11 protein-coding genes are annotated in these 11,830 nt (G+C 73.6%); 2 read left to right on the forward strand and 9 right to left on the reverse strand.

The annotated features are described in order from the left end of the window. Positions 1 to 42 precede the first annotated feature (42 nt). Complete coding sequence (locus CFP66_RS01105; RefSeq protein ID WP_094919875.1) at positions 43 to 1,473, forward strand: YdiU family protein; 1,431 nt, start codon at positions 43 to 45, stop codon at positions 1,471 to 1,473. Between the two features lie 35 nt (positions 1,474 to 1,508). Here CFP66_RS01105 and CFP66_RS01110 read toward each other — a convergent pair whose 3' ends face one another. From CFP66_RS01110 to CFP66_RS01130, 5 genes are all read right to left on the reverse strand, one after another. Continuing rightward, positions 1,509 to 2,960 carry a HAMP domain-containing sensor histidine kinase gene (locus CFP66_RS01110; RefSeq protein WP_094919876.1) on the reverse strand — a complete coding sequence of 484 codons (1,452 nt, stop codon included), beginning with the start codon at positions 2,958 to 2,960 and terminating at the stop codon, positions 1,509 to 1,511. Positions 2,961 to 2,968: 8 nt separating this feature from the next. Beyond that, positions 2,969 to 3,679, reverse strand: a complete 711-nt coding sequence (locus tag CFP66_RS01115) for a response regulator transcription factor (protein WP_094921332.1) — start codon at positions 3,677 to 3,679, stop codon at positions 2,969 to 2,971. A 24-nt stretch (positions 3,680 to 3,703) separates the two neighbouring features. Further along, positions 3,704 to 4,489, reverse strand: a complete 786-nt coding sequence (locus tag CFP66_RS01120; RefSeq protein ID WP_233159046.1) for an ABC transporter permease — start codon at positions 4,487 to 4,489, stop codon at positions 3,704 to 3,706. After that, on the reverse strand, positions 4,486 to 5,415 hold the full coding sequence (locus CFP66_RS01125; protein ID WP_094919877.1) for an ABC transporter ATP-binding protein: 930 nt from the start codon (positions 5,413 to 5,415) through the stop codon (positions 4,486 to 4,488). The genes CFP66_RS01120 and CFP66_RS01125 overlap by 4 nt, the downstream gene beginning before the upstream one ends. Positions 5,416 to 5,550: 135 nt before the next feature. Next, complete coding sequence (locus CFP66_RS01130) at positions 5,551 to 6,042, reverse strand: GNAT family N-acetyltransferase (protein ID WP_198961193.1); 492 nt, start codon at positions 6,040 to 6,042, stop codon at positions 5,551 to 5,553. 141 nt (positions 6,043 to 6,183) lie between these two features. On the opposite strand from CFP66_RS01130, the gene CFP66_RS01135 reads away from it, so the two are divergent. After that, positions 6,184 to 7,635 carry a PLP-dependent aminotransferase family protein gene (locus tag CFP66_RS01135; RefSeq protein ID WP_094919878.1) on the forward strand — a complete coding sequence of 484 codons (1,452 nt, stop codon included), beginning with the start codon at positions 6,184 to 6,186 and terminating at the stop codon, positions 7,633 to 7,635. A 7-nt stretch (positions 7,636 to 7,642) separates the two neighbouring features. On the opposite strand, the gene CFP66_RS01140 is transcribed toward CFP66_RS01135, so the two are convergent. The 4 genes from CFP66_RS01140 to CFP66_RS01155 all read right to left on the reverse strand — a co-directional run bounded on the left by CFP66_RS01140 (position 7,643) and on the right by CFP66_RS01155 (position 11,721). Next, positions 7,643 to 8,485: a trans-aconitate 2-methyltransferase gene (locus tag CFP66_RS01140; RefSeq protein ID WP_094919879.1), complete on the reverse strand. Its 843-nt coding sequence runs from the start codon at positions 8,483 to 8,485 to the stop codon at positions 7,643 to 7,645. 139 nt (positions 8,486 to 8,624) lie between these two features. After that, positions 8,625 to 8,846 (reverse strand): 4-oxalocrotonate tautomerase family protein, encoded by a 222-nt coding sequence (locus CFP66_RS01145; protein ID WP_094919880.1) that lies wholly within the window; start codon positions 8,844 to 8,846, stop codon positions 8,625 to 8,627. After that, complete coding sequence (locus CFP66_RS01150) at positions 8,828 to 10,090, reverse strand: DegT/DnrJ/EryC1/StrS aminotransferase family protein (protein ID WP_094919881.1); 1,263 nt, start codon at positions 10,088 to 10,090, stop codon at positions 8,828 to 8,830. Before CFP66_RS01150 ends, CFP66_RS01145 begins: the two co-directional genes overlap by 19 nt. Next, complete coding sequence (locus tag CFP66_RS01155; RefSeq protein ID WP_094919882.1) at positions 10,087 to 11,721, reverse strand: (2,3-dihydroxybenzoyl)adenylate synthase; 1,635 nt, start codon at positions 11,719 to 11,721, stop codon at positions 10,087 to 10,089. The genes CFP66_RS01150 and CFP66_RS01155 overlap by 4 nt, the downstream gene beginning before the upstream one ends. Positions 11,722 to 11,830: the final 109 nt, after the last annotated feature.

Genomic DNA, 11,830 nt, shown 5'->3' on the forward strand with positions numbered 1-11,830 from the left:
GATCGCGACCACCGACCCGGCCGGCTCACCTAATCTCGAATCATGACGACCTCGCGGGTCCTGTTAGACCTCGACGGCACCTACGCCCGCGAGGTCCCCGGTCTGTCGGTGCCGTGGTCCGCGGTGACCGCCCCGGCGCCCCGGCTGCTCGTCCTCAACGAGCAGGTCGCGGCCGAGCTGGGCGTCGACCCCGCTGCCCTGCGCGAACCCGCCGGGGTGTCGCTGCTGGTGGGCAACGACCTGCCGGAGGGCGTCACCACCACCGCCCTGGCCTACGCCGGTCACCAGTGGGGGGTCTACAAGCCGAGCCTGGGCGACGGCCGCGCACTGCTGCTCGGGGAGGTCGTCGACTCCCGCGGCCGCCGCCGCGACCTGCACCTGAAGGGGACCGGGCCCACCCCGTTCGCCCGCGGCTACGACGGCATGGCGACCGTCGGGCCGATGCTGCGCGAGTACCTCATGGGCGAGGCCATGCACGCGCTCGGGATCCCGACCACACGCGCGCTGGCCGTCGTCACCACCGGGGCGCAGGTGCAGCGGGACCGGGCGCTGCCGGGGGCGGTGCTCTGCCGGGTGGCCGCGAGCCACCTGCGCGTCGGCACCGTCCAGTACGCCGCCGCGTCGGGCGATCCCACCGTGCTGCGCGCCCTCGCCGACCACGCGATCGCCCGCCACTTCCCCGACGCCGCCGACGCCGACCGGCCCTACCTGGAGCTGTTCCGGCGCGTGGTCGACGCCCAGGCCGCGCTCGTGGCCCGCTGGATGCTCGTCGGGTTCGTCCACGGGGTCATGAGCACCGACAACACCACGATCTCGGGCGAGACCATCGACTACGGGCCCTGCGCGTTCATGGACACCGTCGACCCGGCCACCGTCTTCAGCTCGCTCGACACGACCGGCCGCTACGCCTACGGCAAGCAGCCCTCGATCCTGCAGTGGAACCTCGCGCGGCTCGGGGAGAGCCTGCTCCCCCTGCTGGGCAGCGTCGACGGCGCCGTCGAGGACGTTCTGGCGTCGTTCCCCGAGGCCTACGAGGAGTACTGGGCAGCCGGCATGGCCGCGAAGCTGGGCCTCCGCGCCCCGGACCCGCAGCTCGCCACGGACCTGATGGCGTTGCTGCACGCGCAGCAGGTCGACTTCACCACCTTCTTCCGCGCACTGTCCGCAGGCACGGCCCGCGACCTCTTCCTCGACCGGGAGGCGTTCGACGCGTGGGCGGCCCGCCGGGAGGCCCTGCTGCCCGCCGACCGCGCCGACCTCGCGGCGCGCATGGACCGCGTCAATCCCGTCTACATCCCGCGCAACCACCTCACCGACGCCGCGCTGGGCGCCGCCGAGCAGGGCGACCTCGCCCCGTTCCACCAGCTGCTCGACGCGATCAGCTCCCCCTTCGACCACCGCCCCGGCCTGGAGGCGTTCACCCGGCCGGCCTCGACGGGAGCACTGCCGCACATCACCTACTGCGGCACCTGACCCGTGCGGCGAACCGGACGGCGGGCCAACTCGGCTCAGGCCCGTCCGCCCCGGGGCAGCAGGGGCAAGGTGAGCCGGAAGCAGGAGCCCTCCCCCAGCGCCGTCTCCAGTTCGACGTCGCCGTCGTGGGCACGGGCCAGCGACCGGGCGATGGCGAGCCCCAGCCCGGCGTTCGCCGCGCCGGAGCGGGTGCGGGAGCGGTCGGTGCGGTAGAAGCGGTCGAAGACGCGGTCGGCGTGGTCGGCCGTCATGCCCGGGCCCTCGTCGGCCACCTCGAGCACGGCGCGCCCGCCCGCGGTGCCGACGCCGATGCGTACCGGCGTGCCCGGCGGCGTGTGGGCGGCGGCGTTGCCCACCAGGTTGGCGACGATCTGGCGCAGCCGGTCCTCGTCGGCGTGCACCGGCGCGGGGCCCGGTGAGCCGCTGCCGCCCGGGCCGGTCAGCTCGAGGGCCCGGGAGGGGTCCAGCGCCCGCAGGTCGTCGCGGGCGTCGGTGGCCAGCGTGCGCAGGTCCATCGGCGCCCGGTCGAGGTGCCCCTCCGAGGCGGCGTCGAACTGGGCGAGCAGCAGCAGGTCCTCGGTGAGAGCGGTGAGCCGGGTGGCCTCGCGGTCGATGCGGTGCATCGCCTCGTCGACGTCGGCACGTTCGGCCAACCCGCCCATCCGGTACAGCTGCGCCGATCCCTTGATCACGAACAACGGGGTGCGCAGCTCGTGGCTCGCGTCCGAGACGAAGGTCCGCATCCGCGCTTCGGAGGCGGCCCGTGCCGCGAAGGCCCGTTCCAACTGGCCGAGCATCACGTTCAGCGACGTCGCGAGGTGCCCGATCTCCGTACCGGGCGCCGCGACCGCGGGAACGCGCCGGCTCAGGTCGCCTGAGGCGATGGCGGCGGCCGTGTGTTCGATGCGGCGCAACGGCCGCAAACCCTGGCCGAGGGCGAACCAGCCGGCCGCCGTCAGCAGCACGAGCAAGGCGGCGCCGCTGATCACGGTGGTGGCCCGCAGCCGGACCACCAGGGCGTGGATCTCGGCCAGCGGCGCGGCGGCCACCACCGTCCCGTCCCGCGCAGCCGTGGACCTGGCGACAGCGCGCCAGCGGGAACCGTCGGCGGCGGCGAGGTTGGTGGCCGTGCCGTCGGTGCGGATCCCGCGCAGCACGTCACCGGTCGGCAGCGCGGCCTCGTCCAGCCGGGACGAGTGGACGCCGCGCGCCACCGCGCCACCGGCGTCCAGGAACGCCAGGTACGGGGTGCCGATCAGGTCGAGGGCCGGATCGAACATCGCGAGCGACGCGGGGTCCGGAACATCGGGCCCGAGCACCGGTGCCTGCGCCAGCAGGGTGGTCAAGGACCGCAGCTCGGTGTCGAGCCGGTTGAGCTGGTAGCGCTGCACCTGATCGGTCACGACGGCGCTGGCGAGGCTCAGCCCGGCCAGCAGCAGCGCCGCGGTGATCAGCAGGAGCCGCAGCCGCAGGGACAGCAGCCGCACCGGGTTCCTCATCGCCGGGGTTCGCGCATCACGTAACCCACGCCGTGCACGGTGTGGATGAGCTTGGGCTCCTCGACGTCGATCTTGCGCCGCAGGTAGGAGATGTAGGTGTCCACGATGCCGGCGTCACCGGCGAAGTCGTAGTGCCACACCCGGTCCAGGATCTGCGCCTTGGACACCACGTGACCGGCGTTCTCCATCAGGTAGCGCAGCAGCCGGAACTCGGTGGCGGTCACCCGCAGCGGCCGGCCGTCCCGGGTCACCTGGTGCCCGTCCGGGTCGAGCGCCAGCGTGCCCACGGTCAGCACGGCGGTGTGCTGACCGGCGGTCCGTCGCAGGATCGCGCGGATCCGGGCGATCAGCTCCTCCAGGTCGAACGGCTTGGTGACGTAGTCGTCGGCGCCCAGCGACAGCCCGGTCACCTTGTCGGCCTGCCGGTCGCGGGCGGTGAGGAACAGGACCGGCACCGGCCCGCCGGGGCCGGACACCCGCAGGTCGCGCAGCCGCCGGACCACCTCGAACCCGTCCATGTCCGGCAGCATCACGTCGAGCAGGACGAGGTCGGGTGGTTCCCGGGTGGCCGCGGCGACCGCCTCGCCTGCGGTCGCCACGGACGTCACCTCGAAACCGGCGAACCGCAGCGTGCCGGAGAGCAGCTCGCGCACGGTCGCCTCGTCCTCCACCACGAGCAGCCGCCCGCCGCCGTTCGCTCCGCGCATGCTGATCACACTACGAGCCGCCCGTCACACGTCGCGGCGTTCGAACAGCACGAACGCGACCACGAGCAGGGCGAGGATCCCGGCACTCATGCCGGCGAAGTGCAGCCAGGGCTGGGGGTAGTCGGGGTCGGGCACGGTCGCGATGACCGCGGCTCCGCCCAGCGTCGGCCACACGTCGAGCAGCCCGTCGAGCCACGGCGGGAACATGCCATCCAGGACGGGTACCAGCAGCACGATCCCCACCAGCGTGGCCAGGGCGCCCGCCGTGGCGCGGATGAGAGCGCCGAGGGCCACCGCCAGCAGCGCGATCACCGCGAGGTAGAAGCCGCAGCCCACCACCGCGGAGAGCGCACGCGGATCCGCGAGGGTCGCGTGCGGAACGCCGGCCGCGGCGAAGCCGGCCTGCCCGATGAGGAAGGCCGGGAACGCCAGCGCCTGCCCGGCCACCAGCGAGACGGCCGCCACCACCGCTACCTTCGCCCCGAGCAGCCGGTGCCGGCGCGGGGTGGCGCTCAGCGACGTCTGCATCAGGCCGGTCGCGTGCTCGGACGTGACCACGAGGATCCCCAGCACCCCGATGACCAGCTGGGCGATGAAGAACATCAGCAGGCTGCCGTTCGTCGGATCCCAGTCCTGCTGCTCCTCGATCGTGCCGGTCAGGTACCCCTGGGCGGCGGGGTCGGCCGACAGGAGCGGGAGGCCGAGCCCGACCACGACGAGACCGCCGAGGGTGAGCCAGGTCGAGCGCAGGCTGCGGAATTTGATCCACTCGCTGTGCAGCGTGTCGGTGAAAGCAGGGCGCGTGATCACGCGGTGGCTCCGTGGTACTCGACATGGTCGCTGGTCAGCTCCATGAAGGCGTCCTCCAACGAGGGGCGCCGCGGCGCGAGCTCGCTGAGCGCGACGTCGTGGTAGGCGGCGAGCTTGCCGATCTGCGCGCCGGTCATGCCGGAGACGACCAGGGACGATTCCGCCCCTTCCCGGACGGTCGCACCCGCAGCCGACAGCCGGAGCGCGAACGCGGCGGCGTCGTCGGTGCGCACGAGCACGGTCCCCTTTCCGTCGGCGCCCGACCCGTTGGCCCGCACGAACTCGCTCATGCTCGTGTCGGCGATCATCCGGCCCCGTCCGATGATCACCAGGTGGTCGGCGGTCTGCGCCATCTCGCTCATGAGGTGGCTGGAGACCAGCACCGCCCGGCCCTCGCGGGCGAGCGACCGCATGAACCCCCGGATCCAGCGGATGCCCTCCGGGTCGAGCCCGTTCACCGGCTCGTCGAAGATCAGCACCTGGGGATCCCCGAGCAGCGTCGCCGCGATCCCGAGCCGCTGCCGCATGCCGAGCGAGAAGACCCCGGCACGACGGCCGGCCACGCCGTCCAGGCCGGTACGGGCCAGCACCTCGCCGACCCGGCGGCGGGGAAGGCCGTTGCTCGCGGCCAGCGCGAGCAGGTGGTCGTGGGCCGTCCGGTCACCGTGCACCGCACCGGCGTCCAGCAGTGCGCCCACCTCGGTCAGCGGCACGGGCAGGTCCCGGTAACGCCGGCCGCCGATGGTGACCGAACCCCCGCTCGGCGCGGCCAAGCCCATGATCATCCTCATCGTGGTGGACTTGCCGGCGCCGTTGGGACCGAGGAATCCGGTCACCTGCCCGGCGGAGACGGTGAACGACAGGTCGTCCACCACGGTCAGGGGCCCGTACCGCTTCGTCAGGTTCCTCACGTCGATGCTCGTCACACCCGGGATCGTGCAGCGCCGCGCCGGCCGGTTCCTGGGAGCTTCTGAGCGAACCTTGTGAATCCACGGCTCCGACGCGGCCGACGGACCCCGCGACTGCCGGATTCACAGAATTGTCTCCGCGCAGGGGATCGCTCAGGTGCGGAGCTGGTCACCTCTCGTCGCGCCTCCGGCCGGTCGTAGCGGCAGCTCCCAGCCGAAGCAGACCGTGCGGCTGCCGGGGTCGTGGCGCTCGTAGAAGCGGTGCGCGTCGTGGCGGGCCTGTGCGCTGTCGAGCTCGAGGTGGCTCGCGCCCCGCCCGTGTGCCCAGCTCGCCGCGGCGTGCAGCAGGAGGCTCCCCGTGCCGCGCGAACGCGCCTGCGGTGCCACCGCGAGGTCCTCGACCCACGCCCGCCTGCCGTACCGCACGGACAGGATGTCCAGGTGCACGGCGCAGAACCCGAGGACCTCGTCGTCGTCCTCGGCGAGCAGCACCCCGGAATCCGGCGCCGCGCAGACCGCGTCGAGGCGGCTGCGGCCCGCGGCGGGATCCCAGTCCGGCGGCGGCGAGCCGGGAACGGCGAACAGCCACTCGTACAGCGGCAGCACCGCGTCGACATCGGCGTGGCCGGCGCTGCGGACCCTCACGCCCCGGTCCGTGGCAGCGGTCGTCCGCTCGGGTGTCACGTTCACGGTCTCGCCTCTTCTCGGTGGGGATCGCACCGACCATAGGATCGGAATCGGCCCGGTCTACGGTCCAATCGTGCGAGGATTCCCCAGGCCGATTCCGTGACGCTCCTGCCGTTCGAATGGCCCGCAGGCGAAGGTCCCGTCCACCTGCGCCTCGCAGGCGCGCTGCGCGCCGCGATCACGAACGGCCGGCTGCCGCCCGGGGCCCGGCTGCCCGCCAGCCGCATCCTCGCGGTGGATCTCCAGGTCTCCCGCTGGGTCGTCACGGAGGCCTACGAGCAGCTCAAGGCCGAGGGGTACCTCGCGGCGCGGACCGGATCCGGCACGACCGTCGCCGCCACTCACCGCGGCGTTCCCGACCCCCCACCCGGACCGACCGTGCATCGCCCGCCCGCGACCGCCACGCTCGTCGACCTCGCACCGAACCTGCCGGACCTGCGCGCGTTCCCGCGCTCCCTGTGGCGGAGCGCGCTCACGCATGCGCTCGACACGCTCTCGACGCGCGAACTCGGTTACCCCGACCCGCTCGGCGACCCGGAGCTGCGACGGGTGCTCGCCGACTACGTGCGGCGGGTCCGCGGCGTACCCGCACTGCCCTCGGACGTCGTCATCACGAACGGGACCACCGGGAGCATCGGGCTGCTCTTCCGCGCCCTCGCCGCGACCGGCGGAACGCGGGTCGCCCTCGAGGACCCGGGTTGGCCGCAGCTGCGCGCCGCCGCCGGCGGCGCCCGTCTCACCGCCGTTCCCGTACCCGTCGACGAGCGCGGGCTGCGGGCCGCGCTGCTGGCCGGCCTCGACGTCGACTCGGTCTGCGTCACGCCGTCGCACCAGTTCCCCACCGGTGTGGTCCTCGCTCCCGAACGGCGTGAACAAGTACTCGAGTGGGCCGCTCGTGGCGGGCTGCTCATCGAGGACGACTACGACGCCGAGTTCCGCTACGGGCGGCGCCCGGTCGACGCGCTCGCGTCGATCGACGCCGAGAACGTGGTCTACCTCGGATCGGTGAGCAAGACCCTCGCTCCGGCGCTGCAGATCGGCTGGATGGTGCTGCGCGGACGGCACCGCGCCGCGGCGGAGCCCTTCCTGCGCGACCACCGCACCGGGCCGCCGATCATCGACCAACGCGCACTCGCGTGGCTGATCGCGAGCGGAGGCTACGACCGGCAGCTGCGCCGGATGCGACGCAGCTACCAGGCCCGTCGGACGGAGCTGCGCGCCCGGCTGGCCGAGGCCGCGCCGGGCGCGCACATCACCGGACCGGACGCCGGGCTCCACGTGCTCCTCGAGCTCGGCGCCATCGACGAGCAGACCTTCATGGCCGCGCTGGCGCGACGAGGGCTCGCGGCAACTGCGCTGGACGAGTGCCGCATCAGGCGTACCGGCCCGTCCGGCGTGCTCATCGGGTACGGGAACCTTCCCGTCGCCGGCATGCGCGGGGTGGCCACGGCGGTCGGCGCCGCCGTGGCAGAGGCCGCCGGGCGACCCCGTACGCCGGCCCCCTCCCCCGACCGCGACCAGCCCGCTCGGCCCTCCGCTCACCGTCGGTAGACCTCACTCAGGCGCGGCGGGCGGCCCACACCTGGCGTTCGGTGCGTACGACGAGGTCGTCGCGGCGCAGGATGCTGCGCGGGCCGTCGGTGTCGAGCAGCCGGTCCAGCGCGGTGAGGTCCTCGGCGGGGAGCGCGTCGGCGACGGTGCCACGCATGCGCTGCAGGCCGCTCAGCGCGTAGCGGCCGACCGCGTCGGACCGGGACTGCTCGATGCGAACGGTGATCGTGCGCTCGCCGGCGAGCGTGAACCCGGCAGCGGTCAGCTTCGGGCCCCAGTCGGCACCGCGGTGGGGGACGTGTTCGGCGTGGTGTCGCTCGCTCGCGGCGTGCACGCGTTCCTCCAGGCCGGGCCGGCCCTCCGGGGCGTCCTCGGGCAGGAACCGGGGGAAGCCTGCGAGCTCGACCACGGCGAACAGCCCGCCGGGAGCGAGCGCCTCGTGGACCTGGCGCAGTGTGCGGTCGGGATCGGCCATGTGGTGCAGGGCGGCGGACGCCCACACCAGATCGGGTGTGCCGAGGTCGGGCCAGGCCGCGTCGAGGTCGATCTGGAGCGTGCGCACGCGATCGGCCACTCCGCGCTGGTCGGCCTTCTCGTGCAGGCGGTGCAGGTGCTCGGCCGAGGAGTCGACGGCGGTGACGTGCGCGTCGGGGAAGTGGGCCAGCAGGGCGAAGGTGCCGGCGCCGGTCCCGCAGCCCAGGTCCACGATCCGGCGAGGGCTCGCCTGGACGGGCAGCCACTCGATGATGGAGGCGGTGTGCTCCGCGAGCACCTCCGCGTCGAGGTCGAGGATCTCGGCCTGGCCGTCGACGTCGGGTGCGTGCCCGTGACCGTGCGCTGTGTGAGGCATGCGGCCACGCTAAGCCGCGCATGCGTTGGACGCACAGCTGCTTGCCAAGATGGCAAGAACTTCGCCGGCCGGGCTGCGGGACGCGCAAGGACGCCGAGGCCCCCCGGCGGCGCGGTGCAGCCGAGGGTGCTGCCTGCCGTCAGCCGTCCCGTCCCTCCGCATCCGCTGCGCGCCCGGGCCCGCACGGCCTTCCCCCGATCCCCCACCGCGCCGGGTCGACCGGGTTCAGCACGATCCAGGTCTGCTCCCGGATCGACTCGTCGAAGACCTCGACGACGGCGTCGGTGAGCGCCGCGATCAGTCGTTGCTGGGTCTGCGGGGTGAGCCGCCCCTCGAAGATGCTCACGTCGATGTAGGGCACGGGGTCTCCTTCTCGGTCTTGTCGGCACGGCCCGCGACCTCGTGCGCGGCGTCGTCGAGGGCGTGGACGAGGTGGTCGACCTGGGCGTCGGTCAGCGACGGGTGACAGGGCAGGTTCATGTGGGCGCCGAACCACGACGACTCGGCCACCGGGCACTCGCCGGGGCCGTGCGGGCCACGGGCCCGCCACTCGGGCATCAAGTGCTGGGGGAAGTAGCGCAGCTGGACCTCCACCGAACGCCGGTCCAGGGACCGGACCAGGGCATCCCGCGCGCCTGGGCGGTCGACGAAGAACGTGTGGAGGTGCCGCGCGTCCGTGACCCCCGGCTCCGGGGTGGTCGGTCGCAGCCAGTCGTGCCGGGTGAGCACCTCGTCGATCCGCGCGCCGATGTGCCTGCGCCGCGCCACGAGCCCGGGGAGCCGGTCGAGCTGAACCAGGCCGACCGCGGCCGCGGCCTCGGACATGGTGGCGTTCGTGCCGGCGCGACGGACCCCGGCACAGGCGTGGCCGTGGGCGCGGTCCGCCCACCTCATCCAGGCCAGCGACGGCGGCGGTGCCGTCGGTACCCGGCCGCTGACGAAGTCGCCGTCGACCTCGTTGGAGCGCCGGCGGTCGAGCCGCTCCGCCCAGTCGTCGCGGTCCACGGTGATCATCCCGCCCTCCCCGAGGGTGGTGATGTTCTTGCTGGCGTGGAAGCTGAAGCAGCCGATGTCGCCCAGCGAGCCCGGGCTCCGGCCGTGCCGTCGGGCGCCGAGCGCGTGCGCGCAGTCCTCGATCACGACGATCCCCCGCGGCCGCGCGTGCGCCATGATCCGGTCCATGTCGGCGGGCCGCCCGCCGTAGTGCACGAGCACGACCGCGCGGGTCCGGTCGGTCGTCAGCGCCTCCAGCCGGCTCGGGTCGATGTTGAGCGTGCCCGGGTCGACGTCGCAGAAGCGGACCCGGGCCGGGGTGTCGAGCAGCGGCTGAACCGTGGCCTGGAAGGTCTGCGGGGTCGTGATCACCTCGTCGCCCGGGCCCAGGTCGAGCAGCCCGATCGCGAGCTCGAGGGCCACCGTCCCGCTCGTCACGGTGAGCGCGTGCCGGACGCCGACCAGCTCGGCGAAGCGCCGTTCGAACTCCGCGCGCCGCTCACCCGACGTCAGCCGGCCACCCGACCGGACGAGCTGGGCGATCGCGTCGGCCTCCCGCTCCCCGAGGTGACTGCCCCGGTGCGCGAACGGCACGCGGTAGCCGGGCGTCACGCGGACACCAGCCGATCTCGCAGCGCGTTCTTGTCGATCTTTCCGACGGGCGTGAGCGGCAGCGCCTCGACCAGCTCGACCTGGTCGGGGTGCTTGTACCGGGCGACGCCGAGTGCGCGCAGGTGCCGTGCGACGGCGAGCTTGCCGACGGGCTCGTCCCGGCACACGAGGAACGCCACCGACCGCTCCCCCCAGCGCTCGTCCGGCGTCCCGACGACGGCGGCCGCGGCGATCCCGGGGTGGGCGAGCAGGTGCCCTTCCACCTCCGTCGCGGCGATCTTCTCGCCGCCCCGGTTGATCTGGTCCTTCACCCGCCCGACGACGTTCAGGTGCCCGGTCGGGAGCTGCCGGACGACGTCACCGGTGCGGTAGAAGCCGTCGGCGGTGAACGCGCGGGCGTTGTGCTCGGGTGCCCGGTGGTACCCGCGCAGGGTGTACGGGCCGCGGGTCAGGAGCTCACCGGGCTCGCCTGCGGGGACGTCGTTGCCGTCGGTGTCGACGACCCGGATCTCGTCCGCGGGGGAGATCGGCCTGCCCTGGGTCGTGTACTTCAGTTCCTCCGGGTCATCGAGCAGGGTGAGGTTGAGCAGCCCCTCGGCCATGCCGAAGACCTGCTGCAGGGTGGCGCCGAGGGCGGGCTCGACGAGCGGGGCGATCTCGTCCGCCAGCCGCGCGCTCCCGACCTGGACGACCTGCAGGCTCGACAGGTCGTGCGAGGTCCGGCCCGCCTCCTCGATCCACACCGGGGTCAGCGGCGGGTTGAGCGCGGTGATCGTCACGCGCTCGCGCTCGATCAGCGGGAAGGTGGTCGAGGGGTCCGGGCTCCCGGAGAGGACGGCGGTGCCGCCCACGGCGAGCACCCCGAGCAGGCCGGGGCAGCTCATCGTGAAGTTGAACGCGACCGGCAGCACCGCGAGGTAGACCGAATCGGCGTCCATGCCGCAGATCCGGGCCGCGGCGAGGGCGTTGTAGGCGTAGTCGTCGTGCGTGCGCGGGATCAGCTTCGGCACGCCGGTGGTACCGCCCGAGAGCAGGAGCAGGGCGACGTCGGACGAGACGGGGGCGTCGTCGATCGGGCCGGTCCCCGGCACAGGAAGATCGCCGAGCGCGACCGCGCCGGCGCACCCACCCGGCTCCCCCGCGACGACGACGTGCCGCACCCCGGGCACCTGCGCCCGCACCGTGGTGGCCAGCTCGCGGTAGTCGAACCGGGCGTGCACGTCCGGGACGATGTGGGCGACGGCGCCGCTCAGTGCGGCCAGATGAGTGATCTCGGCGGCGCGGTGCCCGGGCAGCGCGTGCACCGGCACCACCCCGAGGCGCGCCACGGCGAACCAGGTGACGACGAAGTCCACGCCGTTCGGCAGCTGCAGCACCACCGTGTCCCCGCGCCGCAGTCCCAGTTCGCGCAGGCCCGCGGCGAGCTCGTCGACGGCCCGGTCGAGCTCGGCGTAGGTCAGCCTGCGGCGGGCGTCGATCACCGCCGTCCGGTCCGCGTGCTCCGTGGCGAGTTCACGTAGCTGCGCACCGAACGTGCGGCCCGCCCAGTAGCCGGCGCGCCGGTAGTCCTCGGCCGTCTTCGCCGGCCAGGTCGGCGCATCAGCCACGTCCGGCTGACCGTTTCCCGTCATGCGTGCTCACTCCTCGTGTTCCTTCGAGTCCGAGATCCCTGCACGCGGCGCCCGTCACCACTCGATGGGGTAGCGATCCGACTCCATAGCGTGCTTCGATGCAGTCAAT

Source organism: Pseudonocardia sp. MH-G8, from assembly GCF_002262885.1.
In the GTDB taxonomy this organism is placed as follows: Bacteria; Actinomycetota; Actinomycetes; order Mycobacteriales; family Pseudonocardiaceae; genus Pseudonocardia.